Raw genomic sequence first — 23074 nt, 5'->3', positions numbered from 1 at the left:
TTTGAAAAGGAGGTGTTCCAGAATGGTTCAGCGAATACTTTGTGAAGTGGATAACTGTAAGTATTGGGCAAACGGAAACAGATGTAACGCTGATGTTATTTATGTCACCAATCAAACAGCAGAAGAAGCGGTAGATACGGATGATACTGGCTGTAAAACGTTTAATCCGGAATAACGAATCAAATGCTGAACGACTACCAAGCGGCTAAACCAATATCCTAGTGAGGATTGCGGATTAGCCGCTTTTTTCGATAGTGCTGAAAGACTATAATGTGCAATTGTGTGGCATTCTAAAACTCAATTATCCATTGACTTATAAAATACTGATTCGGGATAATTTCAAGTTTTATGTTTTTTTAAGTAATACATTCACTAGTTGACTATACTTTCGAAAGCAATTCATTCATCTCTTCTGAGCCGACGATTTTTCTTGGAAATTGGGCATATACTTTCTCCAACTGCATATTCATCTCTTCTAACTCAGTCGGCTCATTAAACACATATTCAAAATACATTGCGTCCTCTTTTGTTTTCACAATGATTCTAAGCACTTGTAGTACTTGTCTGCCTGCGGTGTCTTCATCAGATAGAATAGCTTCTTCAGCGTTATGATTAGCTTGGTTGATGATTGTTTCTCCTTTTACTCCCCTTTTATTGTTTTTAGAAACAAAATCTTGTAATTCCTGTAAATTGTTTGTCTGTTCCAAAACGTTTCCTCCTTTTTCGATATGTGTAGGTATCCATTCCCTGTAATCTGATAAAAGTAAACGTTAAAGATAGCCGTTGAAAGATTGTTTAAAGAGGGTATCTATTTTTATTTACGATAAAAATCGGATTATAAGCAAGCTATCTAGGGAATGAGTGGAATGGAGGAGAAGTTACCAGCATTTTAATAATCGCGATTCGAACTTTTTTTCATTCTACACGTCTATATACACGGGAAATTTATCTTGCCGAAAATAGCAATTGGTGGTATGATAACGCGTGCTTTACTTTACAAAAAATAGATTTCCAACTATAAGAGGCGGTGAGCCGTTTGAGCAGAATTGAAAAAAGACAAACGAAAAGTAAACGAATTAAAATAATCGGCATTAGTATTGGTACACTGATTGTAGTTCTTTTAATAGGAGTTTATTATTGGACTACACAGTATAATGAAGGTCTGGCTTTATCAGAAGAAGGAACATTAACAGAACAAAATGAAGACTTCGGAATATTCGACGGGCCTGAACCACAATTCGGGGAAATCAATGTTCTCTTGCTCGGATCCGATGCCAGAAAAGAAGAAGCAGGTCATACAGATACATTGATGATTGCAAATTATAATCAAAAAACTGAAAAAGTCAAACTAATTTCCATTATGCGAGATACGTATGTCAAAATCCCCGATTATGGCATGCAGAAAATAAATACAGCCTTTACAATAGGCGGACCTGAGCTCGTCCGGCAGACAATTAAAGAGAATTTCGATTTAGACGTTCACTATTATGCAATGGTCGATTTTAAAGGCTTCCCTAAAATTGCAGATATTATAGCGCCTAATGGAATCGAAGTTGACATTCCATATGCAATGTCACATGGGATTTACATGACATTACAACCTGGTGTGCAGACATTGCATGGCGATCAGTTGCTAGGCTACGTTCGATTCCGTCATGATAGTAAAAATGACTTCGGACGTGTAGAACGGCAACAAGAGGTCCTATCCAAGCTGAAAGATGAAGCAGTCAGCCTCCATAGTTTAGTGAATTTACCTAAACTACTCGGCGCAGCGGATGCGTATGTCGATACAAATCTTGATAAGATGAAAATGTTGTCTATCGGGAAGGGACTTCTTGACAATAAATCTGGCAAGGTTGAAACGCTGCGGATTCCGGTCGATAATTCATTTACCGATCCATTAGTAGACGCAGGAAGAGTGTTGGAAATTGATTTCGAGAAAAACATTGAGGAATTGAACAAATTTCTAGATGGGACAGCTGATGTAGCAGAAACTGACGTTAATGAAGTCAATTAACCATACAGAAAAAGCAGAGGATGAATGAACATTTCATTCCCTCTGCTTTTCTGTTTTATGAAAGTTATTATTTTGCTGGCTCCCCTTCTCTTCTGAAGAAGCCGAAAATCCCCACGGTTTGCACGATATTCGTAAATGCTTGAGCATCTACTTCATTGATAATTTTTTCAAGATCATATAACTCATAGCGCGTAATGACAAGATAAAGCATATTTTTGTTTTCGCCAGAATATGCGCCTGTTGCTGGCATAATTGTAATACCACGCACCATTTTTTCGTGAATTGCTTTTTGCAGCTCTTCAGCCTTATGTGTAATAATCATTGCCGTAACTTTTTCATGTCGCGTATGAATCATATCAATTACAGCTATTGAAACATATAAAGCAACCATTGTGTAAAGAGCATTTTCAGGTTCATATAAAATTCCTGCAAGGACAATGATAATTCCGTTAAGCGCTAGAAAGTAAATGCCGATTGGTTTATCTTGCAATCTCGAAAGAACCATCGCAACAATATCCATCCCGCCAGTTGAAGCACCAAGTTTTAGTGAAAGTCCTACACCTACCCCTGCGATCACTCCGCCAAATACCGCATTTAGAATGATGTCGTCGGATAATGACAATACCGGCAGTATCTCCAAAAAGAGCGTTGTAAAAACGACGGAGACGATACTGTAGATTGTAAATCCTTTACCCACTTTGAACCAACCAAGGATGAATACAGGGATATTAAATAGGAACAGCAAAATCCCTGTACTAATTATAATACCTAAATGATCATTTAGAACACTGGAAACGAGCTGTGCCGCACCAGAAAACCCACTTGCATAAACATTTGCATTGATTAAAAAAAAGTTTAATGAGATGGAAACGAGAAACGCTCCAAAAATGACAACGATAATTCGTTTTGCTTCAATAAAAAACATAAGTACCTCCTACACATTTCATGTCCGGTAATTGATTATACTCGATTGAACGATAATTTACCTTCTGGAACCACTCCCTATTTTTCAAATAAAAAAACTCCGGCATGTACCGGAGTTTACGAGTGTGCAATCTGTTTTTTATATTGGAAGTAAAAGACTGATGTAATACCGAATAATAATAGTAAAGAAGTGAGTCCAATCATGGCTCCTTCAATATCAAAACCATTAAACAACGTGATTGTTGAAATACTTGCTACTGTACCTGCCAATAACGCCAACATGATAATTCGAAGCATGATTTTCATCCTCTCAATCCTTTTCACTCCATGTGAGTGAGAAGTATTCTCAAACTCATCATATCTTAATTGAGAACATTTATCAATACATATACTAAAACATTCCTGATGTATTTATATGAGCCAGGAAAATTTATATGACCTCTAAAAACGAGATTTTCAGGAACGCGTTAATATTCATAAAAAAGCTTGTATTTCTATGAATCAAGCTTATAATTTTGAGTTGATGGCAACTACCCTACTATTACGAGTATTGGAGATATTATGCGACCTTACAATGAAAAAATTAGTATTTATCACGGCATGGCAACAACCGTGGCCACGAATTTTTCGGGAAACTTCTTTCCGATTTTCGCAATTACCATACTTGGAGCTACCAATTATCAAGTCGGATTGATCAGTTCATTACCACCTTTAATGGCACTATTAATGACAATTCCGGCTGCGATCTTATTGAACCGTACACAAATGCAAAAAAAGCTTGTGGCAATGTCAGTTTTGATTGCACGGCTCATGTTTCTGCTAATCATCGGGATTGTATACATCCCTTCCCAACCTGCGCAAGCTTGGATTTTTCTTATCGTCATAGCCCTGATGAATTTGCCGAATACGGTAGCTACTATAGGGTGGCAAACCTTTATTAGTGGATTAGTCAAAGAATCCAGACGTGGGGAATTTTTCAGTGACCGCAATCGATTGCTAACAATTGTCGGCCTTGTCTCCACATTGATCATCGGAATTGTGATGAAAGATGCTTCTGCGAGCGTTACTGCCTATCAGATCCTGTTTGGTATCGCCTTTGTTTTTGGCCTCCTTGAAGTGTTCTTGTTAAAGAAGCACAATGAAGAACCTATGGGATTGAGCGGCCAAGTGATTAGAAGGAAAACGATGGATTGGTCTATTTTCAAGCATAAAAATTACGTATCATTTTTGATTGCTGCTCTTTTTTTCAATTTTGCTTGGCAGATGGCGTGGGGAATTTTTAATATATACCATGTGCGCGTAGTCGGAGCTACAATTTTTTGGATCAGCATGTTCTCTGTCGGTAGCATGACTGCGCAATTTCTGTCATTTCCATTATGGCGGAAATGGGCGGAGAAAAGATCCAACACGTTAGTTTTCGTATGGGCTGCTATCGGAATGGCAACCACTCCTTTTCTTACGGTGCTCTCAACTAATCTTTTTTATATAACACTGATACAAACATCTTCAGGATTTTTCCTCGCAGGGGTTGTCCTCCTTTTATTTAACTTGTTGCTGGAACAATCACCTGAAGATGTAAGAACGTATTGCATTACGACGTATAATGTACTTTTATCCATGTTTGCCTTCATTGCGCCTCAGATTGGTATTTGGCTATTGAACCAATTCGGTGTCGAGATTGCGATGTATATTAACTCAACACTAAGGTTTCTGAGCGCCGTAATGTTCTTTTTTGTTTATGTGAAATTTGCAAAAAAGCCGGCATTAACCATTCATTTAAAATCATAAAACACCTTTGAAAATAATTGATTGAATTGAAGGAAGTAAATAGTAACTCTTCATTCTTTTCGACAGATAATGTTTATAAAGGTCATTCCAGAATCGGGCTATTATAAAGTATATTAAATGTTACTTTGCGTTCCGGTGCACGCTTTCCAGAATCAGACCAAATTATAGGGTATATAAACTGTTGCTTTACGCTCCAGACGGCACGCTTTCCGAGGGGTGTGGCTTAAGCCTCCTCGGTCGCAAAGAGCGCGACACTGCGGGGTCTTAAGGCGCACACTAATCCCTCCGGAGTCGGCCGTCTTCCGCTCCAAGCAATAAATCGTAGTTGTTATAAGGCCTGTATTCAAGAAACGGGCCAATTAGTTTAACAAGGGTAGTACAAATAAATACTTATTTTTTTATGGAGGATGGATGAGTTGATAACCAAAGCAGAAATAATAAATCAACCATATTCGGGACAATACAGGGAGAGGATTTATGATGTTACAAATCCATGGAATTCCCAAAGTTGGACATGGGTAAAATTTGAGAATGAGGATTTTAATGAATGGTGTGGTGAATTCAGAGGGTTACCGTGGCTGTTGCATTATCTAAGAAATATAACAATGTTCTAGTTCTCACTTCAGATTATTTATTTCAAATGGATTGTCTTAGTGGAGAAATTATCGAATATGAGTCCCAACATCTATATCAAAGTTTAACTGTAACTTCATCAGGAGAATTCATAATAGCTGATTATTATAGTATTGAAAAAATAGAATCAAATTTAAAAAATAAGGTGCTTTTGGAAAGTCCATTAGAAATGATGGACATGATTAAATTTAATGGTTGGTCTAATAATAAGTTATCAATCACATGTAAGGAGGTAGTAAATTGGGACAATAATTTTGTGGTAGAACTTGATGGAGATACACTAGAAATAACTTTAAAAGACTTTACATAACACGCCATATAGCTGCGTTTCAGTCATTTTCTTATTCAGTTAACGGTTGCGATTGTGAAGTACCGCACTTTTAGTTGATTGAAGTGCAAGCCGTTGACTCCGAGAGGATTAGCAAAAGCGATAGCTTTTCGAGCATATCTTTGCACTCGTCTTGAGAGCCTGGACTTATGCCTTAATTTCTGAAGTGCATAGAAATAGGGCCAAGCCACGCCCTCTGGAAAGCGAACGGCTGGAACGCAAATCAACGGTTTTACATTGCTCCGCTAAAGGGATGCGTTTTATCCTTAAGCTATTAAATAAAAATTTCGTACAATCCAATGATGATTAGTAATATCGCACCGACATTATCGGCATTTTTCCCAAACCATGTGTTGCCAATTTTATGGCCAAGCTCAACACCGATAATGATCGAAACGATAGAGAAAACTCCGATAGAAAAAGCTGTCTGCAAAGATGGAGCACCCGTTATTCCAGCGCCAAAACCGATTGTCAAGCAGTTCAATGCCATGATGAAACCAACAGTCACAGCTTCACGCAAATCAATTGTAGTAATTTCTTTTCTTGTAGGCGCTTGTTCAAAGAATATCGATTTGATTATTAGCCAAATACCAATAGCAATTAGCAAAGACCCACCAATTAAATTGGCAGCTTGGGTCTTTAAGATATCTGCAAAGTAGGCTCCTGCTTCTAAACTGATAATCGCAAAAACCATTGAAATAAATGAAATGGTTAGATTATATTTGAATGGAATGCGATTGAAACGCAAACCATAGGAAATACTGATTCCGACATTGTCCAGATTGGCTACAATGCCAATCAATAACACAGTCACAACTGACATATAATCCCCCCACACACATGTTTATCATCATCTACTATATGTGGGTTTTGTTAAGACTGTGCTAATCGAAATAATACCTATTGTTTTCATACTTAATTTCACTAATGGATTACACGTCAAGTGAGTTATACTTGAATGAATTAGAAAGGAAGCGATTAGAATGGCGGAACACGAATTTCATTTACATGCCAATTGGCCAGGCTTGAGAAATGATGTCGGATCGATTGAGATGAAAAACTTGAAGACAAAAGTTTCCATTCCTCCCGAAATGGATGGTCCGGGAATCGGCACGAATCCGGATGAAATGTTACTCGGGGCAGCAGCAACTTGTTATATAATCACACTTGCTGCCATGATGGAGCGAAGCAATCTTAAAAAGTCTGATTTGCAGATGGAATCGCTGGGCATTGTAGATGTCACTAACGGCGTCATCACGTATAAAAAGATTATACATAAGCCAACAATTATGTTGGCTGAAAATGCGAGTGAGAAAGATTTTATGCTGGCCAAGAAACTAGTCGAGAAAGCTGAATCTTCCTGTATGATCAGCCGTGCATTACAAGGGAATGTTGAAGTGCAAGTTAAGGAGCTAATACTCCCGTATTCTTCATGAACGTTAACGTCGGCTAAAACATTCAATTTGGCCGACTTCCTTCTAATCATGCTGAAAACAATTCACCATTTCATGTCATTCAATGTTCTGCTCAGTTTTACCTTTTCCACCTCATCCATTTCCCAATGAGAAATCTCTTCTAGTAAATCTTCCTTTCTTCCAAAACCTTTTACAAATCCATTTAAGCGAGCTGCAAAAGTGGAATTCTCGAGTGATTCAAGATCCGGATATAAATCCTTCAACTGTTCGATTGCTTTAGGATACCGTTTCAAATAATACTTCTGATGGCGCTCTTCGGCTAATGTAAAGTTTTCAAATGGCGCAATATCTGTTTCAATCTTTTCACCGATTTTTATTTCCATCTCTGCTTTTACGTGTTCAATTGCATCGAGTTGCTCATCGCTACGAAAACGCAAGAGTGAAATATATTGTGTCCCTTTATATTGGTCTCTGTTCGGATAATGGTTGTTCCAGAAATGTCGCAGTATTTCTTCATAACTAATAATCGAATCATCAAAATCAATTTCAACTGTCTCAGTATGGTCTCCGAGCTGACGATAGCTCGGGAATTCGGTCGTCCCCCCTGAATAGCCTACCCGTGTACGTAAAACACCACGGAGGCTGCCGAATCGGGAGTCTGGCCCCCAAAAACAGCCCATCCCAAATGTAGCTGTTTTAATTTCACTATTGTTACTAACCTCTTTAGTTTGGCTATTCATTATAAGGACCTCCTATGTCGATGTTGTTTTTTCAAGTATAACAAAAAAGACCTTCTGTTTCGAAGGTCTTTGCTGGGCTGCACGTCAAAGATTGCTGGTTAAGTCCTTTGCCATTTTTGAATAAAATACGAAACGGCCGATCGCAATTGATGTGCGGAATGGCTTTTTTTCAATGCAAAGTAAAGTGTTTTCATAAACTGCAAAATATTGGTGCGTGAATGCAAGAATGAAGGTGACTGCCCGAATTCTGCAACTTCTCTGTCGAGACGGTCAAATATCTGTTCTACCCATTCCAGTAAAACTTCTTCTGGATAATCATCTGCTACTAATGCTGTTACGATAGTTACAAATCGTTCATCCTCATCATCTACATAGACGCCACCTTTGAAGAAACACGTCGATAGACCTCCTAAAATAACAGGTATCAGTCGTTGTTCAACGGACGGATGGGTCGCAATCATCCTATAAAGGTCTGCACCGTGGGCAATAGCATGCGCCCATCCATTTGCAGTATAACCGCGCACATCATTTTCTTTGTATAAATAGTGTACACATTTTTCCATTGCCAAACTTCTTAGCTCGGAATTCATAAAAGGTTGTTCTTTATCGACCCAAAAGATTCCTGTTAGCCATAGTGCGGCAAATGAGCGTATGAACACAGTATCCGTGTCCTTTTCACCAATAGAATTGAAAAGATACCGATCACTGATCAATTCTTCAGTCGCTCGTTCCATTTGTGCAGTGGTTAAATGATTTCCCGATAACAGCTTTACTAGCAGACGGTAAATAATTTCATCACGGAGCTCACTGTCTGTCGTTCCTACATTTTCAAGCATATAGGTGAAAATTGACTCTCCGTCATTTTCCATATAGATTCTGCACTGCTCATCGTTCATTGCCAACAAATCTATCAATTGCTTTCTCATTTCCTACCTCTTTCTTCAGACATGATCGGTTAAATCATTCTGACTCGTTGAACTCCGGTTCTAATCTTTTCATAAATTCCTCAACAGCACTATACCCTTGCTGCATTAAATACCAATTATTGGCCGCAGCTTCAATTAAACCCGCTACATCCCTTCCTGGTTGCAACTGAATTTGAATATGTGGTATTTGAACGTCCATATATGTTTTATATTTAGTATCCAGCTCAAGTTCATTGTTCAGTGCATTATCCTGCCATTCCGTCAATTCAATATCAAGGGCAATTCTGCTTTCTTCCTGAAACGCGGCCCTTCCATATAAACGGACGACATTCAGCAGTCCAATACTTCGCAAGGCTAGAAATTCTTTGTTCTTTTCATTGTGCGTACCGAGTAATGTTTGTGGGCTCAACTTTTTTAAAACAACGATATCATCGGCAATTAGTCGGTGACCTCTGCCAATCAATGTATGAGCAGTTTCACTTTTCCCGACGCCTGACTTCCCTCTCAATAAAATGCCGATACCTGCTACGTTCACACATACGCCATGCACTGCAATTTCAGGGGCCATAGCTTTCGTCACGTATGCATCCAACTTGGCACTCATCTCGCTTGTTGAGTCTTTTGTCCGTAATACGGGAATATGCTCTTCTGTGCAATATTGCCGCAAACCTAACGGCTCTTCCTGATTGGATGTAATAACGATGCAAGGCGGCTCGTATTGCACGATATTTGCAATCCTAATTTTACATTCTTCATCAGATAATGTATGTAAATAGTTGATTTCATTTTTACCGAGTATTTGCACATGCTCGGTTGCTATGAAATCGAATTTGTCCATAAACTCAAGTCCTGGTCTGCGAACTTTCGTTTTTTTTAATATACGATCTAATTGATCCGTTCCAATTAGCACTTCCATTTTAAACCGCTTTACAACTTCTTCTATTGTTACAGTCTTCAAAAAGACACCTCCGGACACTTTTCCTGATGTTCTATTTACTTATTTTTAGTATAACACGCTTACTATTTCATGTAGCTGTTCACTGTTAAATAAGCGAAAAATCGTTCCATCTAAAGTTTTTTTAAAAAAATGAAGGGATTTGCTAATTAAATGTTTAGCTTCTATCTTCTTGGGTATAGATAGAATACAAGGCACAACTTCCATCGAATACGAATTGGACATTTGATCTCGAATTCATGGAGATTTGCACAGCCTTGGCGGAAAATTTGTTTACTGGCAAGTGGTACACTCGTCTGGAACGGAGTACAGGTATTTATAAGTTCCAGCCACTTTGTAATGGTAATGGATGATTTTTTGTGGAAGTGCAACTTGAAACTGATTCCCGTATTAGCGGCTAACACGATTTTCTGTGAAGCCATCTATGCAAATGTAAACTCAGGGTTCAGTTATCTCAAACTGCACTGACGGGCGCTAATTGTTTGTCAGGAAGAACAGTTTGGTGAAAGTGATTTAACAACAAGTTTTCCGTGATATGTAGAAAAAGCATGTTCCTAATAGGAGCATGCTTTTTCTTAGTGCTATTTTTTCATGAAGTACTTTTTACCAAGTTTCTCAATCAATGTAGGTGCCAACGCATACAGTTTACTAGTCACACCCATAATGCCTGGCACATTCACTTCCCTCGCCGGTTTATCGATCATTCGTAAAACGGCGTCGGCCACTGTGTCGACTTTCAAGAGATGTCTGCCGAGAGATTTTCGATAATTTCCTGTCTGATCGGCTTCATCGATGAATGGTGTATCGATTGGTCCTGGATGTACGACTGACACATTAATACCGTACTCTGCAACTTCCATTCTTAAGGCATTTGTATAGCCTATCAATGCATGTTTTGAAGCCGCGTAGACGGACGCTTTTGGAGTTGCCACTTTACCGGCTTGAGACCCGATATAGATCAGTTGCCCTTGCTGTCGTTCTATCATAGTTGGAAGAACTCGTTTTGTGAGTTCCATCGGTACAACGACGTTCAGATCTATCATGTTCTGAATCGATTCATCAGAAATTTTGTGAGCTGATTCAAATAGTCCGACACCAGCTGAGAAGATGACAATATCAGGAGGGGGCATTTCCTCCAGCAATTTGTCCATTTGACCGGGTACGGAAAAGTCAGAACGGACGGCTACCGCACCTTCATTTTGCAACTGCCAGATCTTATCTGGTGCTCTTCCAGTAGCATATACCGTAAACCTGTCTGTATCGGCGAGCAACCTCATGGCAACCGCATAGCCTACCCCACTCGTTGCTCCAGTAATAAGAACCTTCTTATTGCTGCTCATATTTCAAAATACCACTTTCATCCGCAGTTTGCTTAATCAGCCCTTTTGAAAGCAAATAATCGGTCTGTCCAATTGTTTCCGACAAGGTCAGCCCCAACTCTTTTAAATAGACAGCCGGGAATAATTCGGCAGTCACTTCATAGATAGTTTTACTTCTGCCTGCAAGCATGCCGTGCACTTTCATTGCACGTTCATGCTGTTTTTGAAGTCTGGATTCAATTAGAGAATGAATATTCTTCACTTCATTACCATGCCCGCTGTAAATCATGTCGATCGGCATATCCAACAGTCTTTTCAATGAATCATTGTATTGCAATAAAGATTTCGGACGTTCATCGGATGGATTGAAAGGAGGTTCAATTAATGGATTTGATGAAACCTTTTCCAAAACTAAATCGCCCCCGATCATTTCGCCCGTCCGTTCATTAAATAAGGCTAGATGGCTTTGCGCATGTCCGAGTGTCTCTAAAACTTTCCAACCCGGATGACCAAGCCAGTCATCACCTTCGTTCGTTTCTCGGTCCAGTGTACGATCACCCATTAGCTTAATTGGGCGTTTCATTTTTTCAATCCAACTGAAATACTCTTCGGGAACCCCTTCTTCATGAAGACGTTCTAAATAGAACCGATCATGAAACGCCATGAATTCTTCATCTCTTTTCAACCAAAGATCAGTGTAAGGATGTCCGATCACTTCGGCTTTATCGAATGCGTCCATCCATCCCGCATGGTCAGGATGGTGATGCGTCAAAAATACCTGTTCAATATCATTAAACGTATATCCGATTTCTTTTAATCCTGTTTTCAAAGCTTCATAGGCGTCAGGTGTTTTGGGTCCGGCATCGACAAGTGACAGACAGTCACCTTTCACAACAAATGCATTCACATCTCCGACCGCAAATGGTGTCGGTATAACAATCTTATGAATCATAGGAAAAAACTCCTTTGGTTAATCGTTCTTCTCACAATGAATGAGTATTCAGTTCATTGTACATCTTTTTCTCGCGCAAGTCATGCATAGTAAAACATATGTTACGAAACCTTTTAAGAAGCTGTCCGTATATATGTTATAATGACCTAAAGTTTACAAGGGGGATGGATATGGGTATTTTCAACTTTTTTAAAGGGCAGTTCATCGAAGTCATTGAATGGACCGACCAAAATTCCAATACAATGGTTTACCGTTTTCCGGTTCAAAATAATGAAATCAAAATGGGCGCAAGTTTAATAGTCCGCGAATCGCAAGTAGCGATTTTTGTAAATGAAGGAGAAATTGCTGATGTCTTCACGCCTGGACATCATGTACTGTATACACAAAACTTGCCAATACTGACGAAATTGAAGTCGTGGAAAACAGGTTTCAACTCACCTTTTAAAGCAGAAGTCTATTTTGTAAATACAAAACAATTTATCAACCAGAAATGGGGAACGTCCAATCCGATCATGATGCGTGATCCTGAATTCGGCATGATCCGTTTACGTGGATACGGTATTTACTCCTATAAAGTATCTGATCCTGTCGTTTTCCTAAAGGAATTGTTTGGAACGAGCGGTTCATATGATACGGAAAACGTGGAAAGTCATTTAAAAAAGATGATTCTGTCCGGATTGACAGACCTGTTTGCAGAATCGAAAATACCTGCGCTTGACTTGGCGATGTATTATGACGAGCTTAGTACACAAGGCAAAGAAAAAATGAAAGAACGCTTTGCCAAATTTGGATTTGAAATTACATCTCTCTATATAGAAAACCTTTCTTTACCAAAAGAAGTGGAACAGGCGATGGACAAGCGCACAACGATGGGCGTACTCGGCGACATGAATACCTATACACAATTCCAGGCTGCAGAAGCAATACGAGAAGCAGCGCGGAACGAAGGCGGCGGTATGGCGGCTACTGGCGCTGGTATTGGTGCTGGAGCAGCTATCGGGAATGCGATGGCTGGCGCATTTACGTCGAATCAGCAAAATACCGCTCCATCTTCACCAGCCGAACCTGCGAAAATTGCTTGCCCGCATTGTCAGGCACAAATTAGAGCTAACGCTAAATTCTGTCCAGAATGCGGTAAGACTGTTAAAGAGCAAACGGCTTCTTGTACGAGCTGTAAAGCAACTATCAAAGAGGGTTCCAAGTTTTGTGGCGAATGTGGTGCACAACAAGTGACCGAGAAAAAATGTCCTTCCTGTGGCATGCTGAATGGGCCGACAGCAAAATTCTGTGGGGATTGCGGCGAGAACCTTTAAGATGTATGTAAAGAGGTGAAATTATGACGAATATAGATAGCGAATTCTCGGATGAGCCGACTATTGAGGTAACAGAAGTCAACCAATGTTCTTCTTGTGGTGGAAATACAGTATATGATCCTTCTACCAAAGGTCTGAAATGTCCTTTTTGCGGTACGCAACTCGAAATTGAGTCAACTAGAGAAAATGTAACGGAACACGACTATCTAGAATCCTTAAACAGTGCCGACCACAACTGGAGTGATGAGAAAAGAGTTTTTAAATGCGACAACTGTGGCGCTGAAACGTTATTAGATACTGATAAAGTCGCCGACTTTTGCACTTTTTGCGGGTCTTCTCATATTGCGGTAACCGAACACGATGCTGGGATAAAACCTGCACTCGTCCTCCCTTTCCAAATTCCGAAAGAGGAAGCAGTGGCGAAATTCAAGAAGTGGATCAAAAAGCGCTATTTCGCACCAAATAACTTGAAAAAGGATTATGAACTGCAAAAAATCACAGGCACCTATATTCCTTACTGGACATTCGATTCAGATACCCACTCAGCTTATACTGTGAAGATTGGGACATATTATTATGTCACTGAAACGAGAACCGTCATGCGAGACGGCAAAACTGAGCAGATAACTGAACAAGTACGTAAAATTAGATGGCGCACCCAACGTGGTACATATAAGAAATTTCATGATGATGTTTTAGTGAAAGCTTCTAAAAATGTCGCTTCTGATCTGATTGGAAAAGTCGAGCCTTTCCAATTGTCAGGACTGTTAGATTATCGTACCGAATATTTCTCAGGGTTTATTGCCGAGCGCTATTCAATTCAACTAAAAGAAGGTTGGACAAATGCGAAAGAAATTATTGACGGGAGAATCCGAGCGGGCATTTTCAGACAGGAAATTGGAGACGAAGTACAGATTGTAAAAGTGGATACACAATATGATGCAATTACTTTCAAACATATTCTTCTACCCATCTGGATTTCCTCTTTTCAGTTCAATCAGAAGGTCTATCGATTCCTCGTAAACGGACAGACCGGAAAAGTGAGCGGTAAAGCACCTGTGAGTGTGTGGAAAGTTCTTCTATTATGCCTTCTTGCAGTAATTGTCATTGTAGTATTCTATTTGTCTCAGTAATTTCGCTGAATATTGACTTCTATTTGAAGCCATGCCATAATTTCATTACTATTCAAGAAGCTTTCAGAAGAAAGTATGGATCGTGTGTAAATACTGGAAATGCGGACATATGCGTTTTCGTCCTGAGCCATTCAGGATGAGAACGTTTTTTAATTTTATTTTGCTTTGAGAGGATGGATATTGATGAAAAGAATCGTCTTTGTAGGCGCCGGTTCGATGGCCGAAGCGATAATTGCAGGAATTGTCAATGAAGATGTCATAGCTGCAAAAGATGTGTATGTCACAAATAAATCAGACGAAGAAAGACTGTTATTTCTGCAAGAAAAGTATGGTGTCTCCATCGTAAGCGCTGACCGTCGTGAATTGAATGAAGCTAATCTTATTATATTAGCAACAAAACCAAAAGATATCCATCAAGCGATGGCTGATATTATACACCACTTGAATGACCGGGCGGCAGTCCTATCCGTCATTGCAGGTGTCTCCATTTCAACAATCGAATCAGGTCTGGGTAAACGGCCTATCGCTCGGTCCATGCCCAATACATCAGCAACAATCGGAAAATCCGCTACTGGTGTAACGATGAATCAATCCGTAAGTTTGGAAATGAAGAATAGCATTTTGGGTCTGTTATCCGCAATTGGAATTGTCAAAGAAGTATCTGAAGATGAACTACACTTAGTAACAGCTCTTTCCGGTAGTGGTCCAGCGTATATTTATTACTTAGTGGAGGCACTTGAAGAAGCAGCCATTGCAAGAGGACTCGCTTCGGTCACTGCGCGTGAATTAATAATCCAGACACTCGACGGTGCTGCTTCCATGCTGAAGATGACTGGAGAGGAACCTCATGTATTACGAAAAAATGTAACGAGCCCAGGCGGAACGACTGAAGCAGGATTACATGCTTTATCTACAAACTCATTTAAGGAAACGATTGCAAGTTGTATTTACAAGGCAGAAAACCGATCCCGCGAACTGGGGGCTCTTTCTGACAAGATTTCCACATGATGCGAGCATCCAAAACGTTAAGTTCATAAGGAATTTGGTATACTTTAGTTGATATGTAAAGGAGGTCATTCGAGTGGCAATGTTATATTCTCCATATACGATTCGCGGAGTGGAAATGAAAAACCGAATTGTTATGGCACCAATGTGTATGTATTCAAGTCATAATTCAGATGGTAAAGTAGAAGATTGGCATAAAATTCATTATGCAACACGTGCCGTCGGCCAAGTAGGACTCATCATAGTGGAAGCAACAGCGGTTCAACCCCAAGGAAGAATTTCTGCAGGTGATCTTGGGATTTGGAGTGATGATCATATTGAAGGGTTAGCAGAAGCTGTCAGACTGATGAAACAGCATGGTGCAAAAACCGGAATCCAATTGGCACATGCCGGCAGAAAAGCGACAGTTGATGGTAATATCCAAGCACCGAGTGCTGTCCGTTTTAACGAACAATATAAAACGCCTGTAGAGATGTCCTTAGCTGACATTCAAGAAACGATCAACGCATTTAAGGATGCTGCGGTTCGATCTAAAAAGGCCGGTTTTGATGTTATTGAATTACATGGAGCACACGGATATCTTATAAATGAATTCTTGTCTCCTCTTTCAAACCAACGTAATGACGTATATGGAGGTTCTTCAGAAAACCGTTATCGCTTTCTAAGGGAAATCATCGATGCGGTTCGGTCTGTATGGGAAGGACCACTATTTGTACGTATATCAGCTGAAGATTATTCAGAGGGTGGCATGACTACAAGCCACTACATCGAAATGGCTACATGGATGAAAGAACAAAGTGTAGATTTAATCGATGTCAGTTCAGGAGCAGTCGTTCCAGCAAAAATCGATGTCTTCCCTGGCTATCAAGTACCATATGCTGAACAGATAAAAAAAGAGGCAGACATTCCAACAGGAGCTGTAGGACTTATAACCTCAGGATTACAAGCGGAAGAGATCTTGAAAAACGGACGCGCAGATCTTGTTTTTTTAGCACGAGAGTTGTTAAGAAATCCTTATTGGCCATATACAGCGGCCAAAGAATTGGGTGTTACACTCGAAGCACCAAAGCAATATGACCGCGGATGGGTATGAAAAATTGAAATTGAAAAGCTGTCGCAATGTGAACAACGTTGCGACAGCTTTATTTTTCGTATAATTCATCATTTTTCCATTCATATTGAGCGAAATCACTGGCGATATATAGGTCTGGAAATATCGTCTTCCCCTGTTCTTTCAATCGACTAATATCGGCTTGCATGAAACGGGCACTTATATGATTAGCAATCAACGTTTTAGCATTAGCCTTTTTCGCTGTGCGTGCGGCATCTGCGATAGTCGAATGCCCATATTCCTTCGCTAGATCGCCTGTTTCCACGTCAAAAGTTGCTTCATGCACTAGAATATCAACATCAGAAGCCAAATCCGTTGCTGCCTGACAGAATTTCGTATCTCCAAGGATTGCAACAGTGAATCCTTTTTGGCTATCTCCAGTCACATCTGAGCTGTATATGATGGTGCCGTCTTCAAGCGTAACGTCTTCCCCATCTTTCAACTTTTTCAGTAAAGGGCCTTTTGGAACACCTGCTTCAAAAGCTTGTTCAACGAGCAGTTTTCCAGGTAACGGCTTTTGTTCAATACGGAAACCGAAGCATGGGATTACATGCTGCAATAGCTGTGTGCGAACTTTGAATGAGTCATTTTCAAAAACAACACCTTCGAAAATTTCTTCGATTTTCAATGGATATGTCAAATGGGTCTTTGTTAGACGCAATGTCGAGTAAATCCATTCTTTCAGTCCGACAGGACCATAGATTGTCAATTCATCTTCACCGCCCAAAAATGAACGCGATCCAAGAAATCCCGGTAAACCGAAAATATGGTCTCCATGAAGGTGTGTGATGAAAATTTTATTGATTTTCCTCGGCTTTATTGGTGTATTTAATAACTGATGTTGTGTTGCCTCTCCACAATCAAACATCCAGTATCCTTCTTTTTCAGCAGATAAATTGAGCACAAGCGATGACGTGTTACGTTGTTTGGAAGGCATTCCTGCACCAGTACCCAAAAAAAACAGTTCCATTATTTATGTCTACCTTTCACTGAGGCCCCTTTTGATAGACTGAGACCCAAATTTTTTCTCTAGTTCTGAGACAAGTTTATCCATCTTTTCCTCTTTTGCATACTTCTCAAAATTATACATGGAAAGCTGTTCGTGTAATTCATTCACCGGTATAACATTTGAAACTGTAATTCCTAAAAGCCGTACCGGGTCGCCTTCCCAGTGCAGTTTAAAAAGATTAATCGCCTCTTCATAAATCTCCTCTTCTTTATAGACTGGATTTACCAAGGTTCTGCTCCGTGTAAAGTTACGCCAATCGGATGTCCTAATTTGAATCATTACCACTTGTCCAGCCAGTCCTTTGGCATCTAACCTTTTGGCTACTTTTTTTGCCAGGAAGCGGAAGGTTTCAAGACAAGGTTCTAGCTCGGTTTCATCAATTACCAATGTGGTAGAGCTTCCCACACTTTTACGCTCTTCAGCAGCTTCAGGATCTACAGGTCGATTATCGATCCCGTTTGCTCTTTTCTGTAATCTTAAACCATTTTTGCCTAATTTAATTTTAATCGTCAATTCTTCAGCTTGGGCAAGTTCACCAATTGTAGTAATACCGAGTTCATTTAGCCTTTTCTGTGTGCTCTGACCGATACCATGCATCTCAATTACTGGAAGTGGCCATAATAGGTGCGGTACTTGCCTCTTCCGTAAAATCGTAATCCCCATCGGTTTCTTCATATCCGAAGCAGTTTTCGCTAGAAATTTATTCGGAGCAATCCCAATTGAACACGGCAAATCCAATTCATGAAGGATCCGCTGTTGCATATTTTCAGCAATACGAACGGCATCGGTGAGACCACCGATATCTGTAATGTCGATATACGCTTCATCTATCGAGACTGGCTCAACTAATTCTGTATATGTCCGTAAAATTGAAAATACCGCATTAGAAGCAATACGGTATTTTTCATGATCAGGTGGAACTATAACAAGTTCAGGACAGATGCGTTTAGCTTCCCCGACAGACATTGTTGTATAGATGCCAAGTGCACGTGCTTCGTAGGAGCATGTGACAAGGATACCGCGTCTCTCTTTCGGGTTGCCTGCAACAGCCATCGGAATCCCTTTCAATTCTGGACTGTACGATTGTTCGACTGATGCAAAAAAACTATTCATATCCAGATGAAGGATGACTTTTCCTTGCTTACGTTGGACATTTGGCATTCGATCTTCCTCCAAAGTATCAAGAAAAGGCCGGAAGAATGGATAGAATCCGACTCACATTTCCTGTAATCGTTGTGATGCGACATATTCACCGATTTCATCCATACCAGATAGCGTTTTAGATAATATTTCTGGGTCGACGACAGTAATCATTCGATCTTCGAGATTAGCAACTGTCGTAAAGTAAGGCGTTCTTGAATAAGCCATCAAGCCACTCGATGTCAGTTTGTTCTCGGGTATATCGATGATTTCTTTTGCATGCAGGACGAGTAATCCAATATGCAGATTTTCAGTCTGCAAAATGACTACACGTGCATTTTCATCGTTTACTGCAGAATTTCCATATAGAATCCGTTGGAAATCGAGGATTGGAACTAATTCTCCTCTATTTTTCATTAAACCGAGCATATAGTCCGGTAGATGTGGAATTGGGTTGACACGTTCCAGTTTTTCAATTGTAATTACTGATTCGACCGGTAACGCATAGTCCTCCTGTCCACATTGGACAATAACCGCTTTTAAATCAGCCATCTGTCAAACCCCTTTCGATGCTGTAACCCGAACAATTTCTATCAACAGTTCAGTCAGCTTATTCAACTCTTCTACTGGCATACGTTCATTTTTTGTATGAATTTCTTCATAGCCTACAGAGAGCGTAACGGTAGGAACTCCGTGTCCATTGAAAACATTTCCGTCACTTCCCCCGCCACTCGTCATCAATTCAGGATTTCTACCAATATTACGGATCGCTGTCATCGCAGTTTGTACGACTTCTGCATCTTCGGCAAAGCTAAATCCTGGATACATCAATTTTAGCTCAGTTTCAGCTAATCCACCCATTGCCTTTGCCGTATTCTCATACGTTTCTATCATATGGGCAGTCTGTTTATCCAATTTGTCAGGATTAATGGAACGGGCTTCCGCTAAAATTTTCACTTCATCACAAACTATGTTCGTCGCTTGTCCACCTTCAAAACGACCAATATTAGCAGTCGTTTCCGAATCAATTCTTCCAAGTGTCATGGCAGAAATAGATTTAGCTGCAATATTGATGGCGGAAACACCTTTCTCAGGTGCTACGCCCGCATGTGCCGTCTTTCCATGGATTGTCGTCCAAAGTTTTGCCTGATAGGGAGCCGCTGTCACAATACCGCCGACTTTGCCGTCGCTATCTACCGCATATCCGTACTTCGCTTTCAATAGTGAAGCATCCATAGCCTTTGCCCCGACCAATCCACTTTCTTCTCCGGCAGTTATGATGAATTGAATATCACCATGATCCATATTGTCTTCTTTTAATACTTTTGCCATTTCGAATAAAGCTGCAATACCGGCTTTGTCATCCGCTCCAAGAATTGTTGTTCCGTCAGAATAGATATAACCGTCTTCCTTAAGCTCTGGCTTAATGCCCTTTCCGGGAACGACAGTATCCATATGACAAGTGAAATAAATCGGATCTGCTGCATCTACATTCCCTTTCAATGTAGCAATTAGATTACCAGCTCCATGTCCTGTCACTTCTTTTGTGTCATCCTCGATAACGTCAAAGCCAAGTTTCTCCATCTTTTCTTTTAAAATCGAAACAATTCCTTCCTCATGTTTTGTTTCCGAATCAATCTGTACTAATTCAAAAAATTCATCGACTAATCGTTGTGCATTCATTCAATATCTCTCCTTTTTAGTATCTCTTACAAAGGAATATTCCCATGTTTTTTTCGTGGTCTCGTTTCTTGCTTATTGCGCATCATTTCAAGTGCCTGAAGCAGCTTTATTCGTGTCTCTCGAGGATCAATGACATCATCCACCATTCCGTGTGAAGCTGCAACGTATGGATTTGCGAATTTCGTGCGATATTCTTCGATTTTTTCAGAACGCGTCGTTTCAGGATTATCACTGTTTGCGATTTCTTTTGCGAAAATGATATTCGCTGCGCCTTCAGCACCCATAACGGCAATTTCGGCATTTGGCCACGCATAGACAACATCAGCACCAATTGCTTTAGAGTTCAATGCTACATAGGCTCCTCCAAAAGCTTTACGAAGAATGACTGTGATTTTCGGAACAGTCGCTTCAGAATATGCATATAAGATCTTAGCGCCATGACGGATGATTCCTCCGTGTTCCTGTTTAACCCCTGGGAAGAAACCAGTGACATCTTCAAAAGTGATCAATGGAATATTGAACGAATCACAAGTGCGGATAAAGCGTGCAATCTTGTCCGATGAGTTAATATCTAGACCGCCAGCCATTACTTTAGGCTGGTTGCAAATCAAACCAACTGATTCGCCTTTCATTCGAGCGAAACCGACAACAGCATTTTTAGCGAATTCTGCCTGAACTTCCAAAAAAGATTCTTTATCAACAACTTGTTCAATGACTTTTCGAACATCGTAAGGTCTGATTGTTTCGAAAGGTACGACATCCGCAAGGTCGTTTCGGTAGTCGTCTTCCAATTCCGTTTCGATGATTGGGGCTTTCTCATCATTATTTTGTGGCAAATAAGAGAGTAAATGCCTCACATCCTGAAGAACCGTTTTTTCATCTTTGGCGCGGAAATGTGCGTTACCGCTTATTGAATTATGTACTTTCGAACCTCCTAGATCTTCAGACGAAATCTTTTCACCTGTAACTGTTTCGATCACTTTTGGTCCTGTTATGAACATTTGGCTCGTTTCGTCTGTCATAAACACGAAATCAGTAATGGCCGGAGAATAGACGGCACCCCCCGCACAAGGTCCTAGGATTACTGAAATTTGCGGAATGACGCCTGAATAGATAGCGTTCCGATAAAATATCTCACCATACCCGTCAAGAGAAACGACACCTTCCTGGATACGTGCTCCACCTGAATCATTCAACCCTATGAAAGGCGCACCATTTTTCGCAGCTAAATCCATAACATTCGCGATTTTCATCGCATGCATTTCACCAAGCGCGCCGCCAAAAACGGTAAAATCTTGGGAAAACAAATAGATCGGACGTCCTTCTATTTTGGCATATCCAGTTACGACTCCATCTCCAGGACCAACTTGCTTGTCCATTCCGAAATCACGTGTCCGGTGGACAACAAATGGATTCAGCTCGACGAACGACCCTTTATCAACTAAAAGTTCAATCCGTTCACGCGCTGTTAATTTGCCTTTTTCATGCTGCTTAGCAATTCTTTCATCGCCCCCACCTAGCTCGATTTCTCTCTTCTTATCGTATAATTCGTTGATTTTATCGTAAATATCCATTCATTTACTCCCCTTTGTCACATAATTCGTACAATACACCGTAAGAAGATTTTGGATGCAAGAAAGCCACTTCCGCTCCGCCTGCACCATTTTTGGGTTCATCCTGCAACAAGAGAACGCCCTTTTCTTCCAATTCCGCCATCCTCGAACGGATGTCTGTTACTCCAAAAGCAATATGATGGATACCTTCACCACGTTTTTCGATGAATTTTGCAACCGGACTCGTTTCGTCCATCGGTTCTAGCAGTTCGAACTTTATGTTGCCAGCATCAAGAAATGCAACTTTAACTTTCTGACTTTCCACTTCTTCAATCCCTATGCATGTTAAACCAAGTGTTTCTATGTAATATGACAGAGCGCTCTCTATTTTTTTTACAGCGATTCCGATATGATCGACTTTTTTCATTCAGACACCCCCTCTCTCCATTGTACCGTTTTCTAATTAATTCTGCTACATCTTGAGAATTTCTGTATTTCTGTTAAAATGAAAGTATCTATAACGGTAAGGGGATTTGTCCGATGAGTAATAAGAAAGTACAAAAGACGGTAGTCTATCTTATGGTTGCAGCCATGGTTGTTTCAAGTATCATGATGGGGTTAGGCGCTCTTCTAGGATAAAACAAAAAACAGTCCAATGATTTGGACTGTTTTTTTGTTTTAAACTTCTTCACAGAATTCTTCAAATTGACTTTGCAAGTTCGTTACGACGGACATTGGATCATGACCTTCAATCTCATAACGACCGACTTCTGCTACCAATTTTCCGTCTTTCATGAGTGCAAATGATGGTGAAGATGGGAGATGGTCTTCCCCAAAAATCATTCGTGCATAGGCAGTCGCTTCTTTATCTTGTCCCGCAAAAACCGTCACTAGATGATCAGGACGTTTATCATAATGCACTGCGTGCGCTGCTGCTGGACGTGCAATTCCACCTGCACAACCACATACAGAGTTGACCATGACGAGCGTAGTACCCGGACGTTTCAACGCCTCTTCCACCTCTTCAGGTGTCTGAAGTTGTTGATAGCCGCTTGCCTCCATCTCGTTTCTAGCCACTTTCGTTATATCATCCATATAAAAATTAAAATCCATAGTCATTCAAATCGTCC

Annotated in this window: 26 protein-coding genes; 10 read left to right on the top strand and 16 right to left on the bottom strand. The window is 40.3% G+C overall.

Going from position 1 to position 23074, the window contains the following annotated elements:
- Window positions 1-22: 22 nt before the first annotated feature.
- Window positions 23-175, top strand: coding sequence for a DUF1540 domain-containing protein (locus QWT69_RS07450; RefSeq protein WP_317970491.1), 153 nt, complete (start codon window positions 23-25; stop codon window positions 173-175).
- 205 nt (window positions 176-380) lie between these two features.
- Here the strand turns inward: QWT69_RS07450 and QWT69_RS07445 are convergent, their stop codons facing one another.
- Complete coding sequence (locus tag QWT69_RS07445; protein ID WP_317970489.1) at window positions 381-707, bottom strand: hypothetical protein; 327 nt, start codon at window positions 705-707, stop codon at window positions 381-383.
- A 320-nt stretch (window positions 708-1027) separates the two neighbouring features.
- Between QWT69_RS07445 and QWT69_RS07440 the strand changes: the two genes are divergently transcribed.
- A complete protein-coding gene (locus tag QWT69_RS07440) occupies window positions 1028-2017 on the top strand; it encodes an LCP family protein (protein ID WP_317970487.1) in 990 nt (329 codons plus the stop codon).
- A gap of 67 nt (window positions 2018-2084) precedes the next feature.
- Here the strand turns inward: QWT69_RS07440 and QWT69_RS07435 are convergent, their stop codons facing one another.
- Both QWT69_RS07435 and QWT69_RS07430 read right to left on the bottom strand, forming a co-directional pair.
- Complete coding sequence (locus QWT69_RS07435; protein ID WP_317970485.1) at window positions 2085-2942, bottom strand: YitT family protein; 858 nt, start codon at window positions 2940-2942, stop codon at window positions 2085-2087.
- A 116-nt stretch (window positions 2943-3058) separates the two neighbouring features.
- Window positions 3059-3238 (bottom strand): hypothetical protein, encoded by a 180-nt coding sequence (locus QWT69_RS07430; RefSeq protein ID WP_317970483.1) that lies wholly within the window; start codon window positions 3236-3238, stop codon window positions 3059-3061.
- A gap of 264 nt (window positions 3239-3502) precedes the next feature.
- Here QWT69_RS07430 and QWT69_RS07425 point away from each other — a divergent pair, with 264 nt between their 5' ends.
- Window positions 3503-4729, top strand: a complete 1227-nt coding sequence (locus QWT69_RS07425) for an MFS transporter (RefSeq protein WP_317970481.1) — start codon at window positions 3503-3505, stop codon at window positions 4727-4729.
- 574 nt (window positions 4730-5303) lie between these two features.
- Window positions 5304-5672, top strand: coding sequence for a hypothetical protein (locus QWT69_RS07420; RefSeq protein ID WP_317970479.1), 369 nt, complete (start codon window positions 5304-5306; stop codon window positions 5670-5672).
- Window positions 5673-5964: 292 nt separating this feature from the next.
- On the opposite strand, the gene QWT69_RS07415 is transcribed toward QWT69_RS07420, so the two are convergent.
- Window positions 5965-6513, bottom strand: coding sequence for a manganese efflux pump MntP (locus QWT69_RS07415; RefSeq protein ID WP_317970477.1), 549 nt, complete (start codon window positions 6511-6513; stop codon window positions 5965-5967).
- Between the two features lie 160 nt (window positions 6514-6673).
- Between QWT69_RS07415 and QWT69_RS07410 the strand changes: the two genes are divergently transcribed.
- Entirely contained in the window at window positions 6674-7126 is a 453-nt protein-coding gene (locus QWT69_RS07410; protein WP_317970475.1) for an OsmC family protein, read from the top strand.
- 62 nt (window positions 7127-7188) lie between these two features.
- Here QWT69_RS07410 and msrA read toward each other — a convergent pair whose 3' ends face one another.
- The 5 genes from msrA to QWT69_RS07385 all read right to left on the bottom strand — a co-directional run bounded on the left by msrA (window position 7189) and on the right by QWT69_RS07385 (window position 11997).
- Entirely contained in the window at window positions 7189-7845 is a 657-nt protein-coding gene (gene msrA, locus QWT69_RS07405; RefSeq protein WP_317970473.1) for a peptide-methionine (S)-S-oxide reductase MsrA, read from the bottom strand.
- A 98-nt stretch (window positions 7846-7943) separates the two neighbouring features.
- Window positions 7944-8771, bottom strand: coding sequence for a DUF2785 domain-containing protein (locus QWT69_RS07400; protein ID WP_317970471.1), 828 nt, complete (start codon window positions 8769-8771; stop codon window positions 7944-7946).
- Between the two features lie 34 nt (window positions 8772-8805).
- A complete protein-coding gene (gene hprK, locus QWT69_RS07395; protein ID WP_317970470.1) occupies window positions 8806-9729 on the bottom strand; it encodes an HPr(Ser) kinase/phosphatase in 924 nt (307 codons plus the stop codon).
- 578 nt (window positions 9730-10307) lie between these two features.
- Window positions 10308-11066, bottom strand: a complete 759-nt coding sequence (locus tag QWT69_RS07390) for an SDR family NAD(P)-dependent oxidoreductase (RefSeq protein WP_317970469.1) — start codon at window positions 11064-11066, stop codon at window positions 10308-10310.
- Window positions 11053-11997, bottom strand: coding sequence for an MBL fold metallo-hydrolase (locus QWT69_RS07385; RefSeq protein WP_317970467.1), 945 nt, complete (start codon window positions 11995-11997; stop codon window positions 11053-11055). The genes QWT69_RS07390 and QWT69_RS07385 overlap by 14 nt, the downstream gene beginning before the upstream one ends.
- A 170-nt stretch (window positions 11998-12167) precedes the next feature.
- On the opposite strand from QWT69_RS07385, the gene QWT69_RS07380 reads away from it, so the two are divergent.
- The 4 genes from QWT69_RS07380 (at window position 12168) to namA (ending at window position 16541) form a co-directional block, all read left to right on the top strand.
- Window positions 12168-13310, top strand: coding sequence for an SPFH domain-containing protein (locus QWT69_RS07380; protein ID WP_317970465.1), 1143 nt, complete (start codon window positions 12168-12170; stop codon window positions 13308-13310).
- A gap of 23 nt (window positions 13311-13333) precedes the next feature.
- Window positions 13334-14443 (top strand): TFIIB-type zinc ribbon-containing protein, encoded by a 1110-nt coding sequence (locus QWT69_RS07375; protein WP_317970463.1) that lies wholly within the window; start codon window positions 13334-13336, stop codon window positions 14441-14443.
- 183 nt (window positions 14444-14626) lie between these two features.
- Complete coding sequence (gene proC, locus QWT69_RS07370; RefSeq protein ID WP_317970461.1) at window positions 14627-15451, top strand: pyrroline-5-carboxylate reductase; 825 nt, start codon at window positions 14627-14629, stop codon at window positions 15449-15451.
- Between the two features lie 79 nt (window positions 15452-15530).
- The gene (namA, locus tag QWT69_RS07365; RefSeq protein WP_317970983.1) at window positions 15531-16541 is read left to right on the top strand and encodes an NADPH dehydrogenase NamA; all 1011 of its coding nucleotides are present in this window, start codon (window positions 15531-15533) and stop codon (window positions 16539-16541) included.
- A gap of 49 nt (window positions 16542-16590) precedes the next feature.
- Here the strand turns inward: namA and rnz are convergent, their stop codons facing one another.
- From rnz to mce, 6 genes are read right to left on the bottom strand one after another with little or no spacing between them, the layout of a single operon-like run.
- A complete protein-coding gene (rnz, locus tag QWT69_RS07360; RefSeq protein ID WP_317970460.1) occupies window positions 16591-17529 on the bottom strand; it encodes a ribonuclease Z in 939 nt (312 codons plus the stop codon).
- Between the two features lie 9 nt (window positions 17530-17538).
- Window positions 17539-18729, bottom strand: coding sequence for a DNA polymerase IV (locus QWT69_RS07355; RefSeq protein ID WP_317970458.1), 1191 nt, complete (start codon window positions 18727-18729; stop codon window positions 17539-17541).
- A gap of 54 nt (window positions 18730-18783) precedes the next feature.
- Window positions 18784-19260 carry a chemotaxis protein CheW gene (locus QWT69_RS07350; protein WP_317970456.1) on the bottom strand — a complete coding sequence of 159 codons (477 nt, stop codon included), beginning with the start codon at window positions 19258-19260 and terminating at the stop codon, window positions 18784-18786.
- 3 nt (window positions 19261-19263) lie between these two features.
- Window positions 19264-20391: a M20/M25/M40 family metallo-hydrolase gene (locus QWT69_RS07345; protein WP_317970454.1), complete on the bottom strand. Its 1128-nt coding sequence runs from the start codon at window positions 20389-20391 to the stop codon at window positions 19264-19266.
- 26 nt (window positions 20392-20417) lie between these two features.
- Entirely contained in the window at window positions 20418-21965 is a 1548-nt protein-coding gene (locus QWT69_RS07340; protein ID WP_317970452.1) for an acyl-CoA carboxylase subunit beta, read from the bottom strand.
- A 4-nt stretch (window positions 21966-21969) separates the two neighbouring features.
- A complete protein-coding gene (mce, locus tag QWT69_RS07335) occupies window positions 21970-22371 on the bottom strand; it encodes a methylmalonyl-CoA epimerase (protein ID WP_317970450.1) in 402 nt (133 codons plus the stop codon).
- A 113-nt stretch (window positions 22372-22484) separates the two neighbouring features.
- On the opposite strand from mce, the gene prli42 reads away from it, so the two are divergent.
- A complete protein-coding gene (gene prli42, locus QWT69_RS07330) occupies window positions 22485-22583 on the top strand; it encodes a stressosome-associated protein Prli42 (protein ID WP_317970448.1) in 99 nt (32 codons plus the stop codon).
- Between the two features lie 39 nt (window positions 22584-22622).
- Here the strand turns inward: prli42 and QWT69_RS07325 are convergent, their stop codons facing one another.
- A complete protein-coding gene (locus tag QWT69_RS07325) occupies window positions 22623-23063 on the bottom strand; it encodes a BrxA/BrxB family bacilliredoxin (protein WP_317970446.1) in 441 nt (146 codons plus the stop codon).
- Between the last annotated feature and the right edge of the window lie 11 nt (window positions 23064-23074).

Origin of the sequence: Sporosarcina oncorhynchi, from assembly GCF_033304615.1 — a bacterium.
GTDB lineage: Bacteria > Bacillota > Bacilli > Bacillales_A > Planococcaceae > Sporosarcina > Sporosarcina oncorhynchi.
This window is presented reverse-complemented; position numbering and strand designations above follow the sequence as displayed.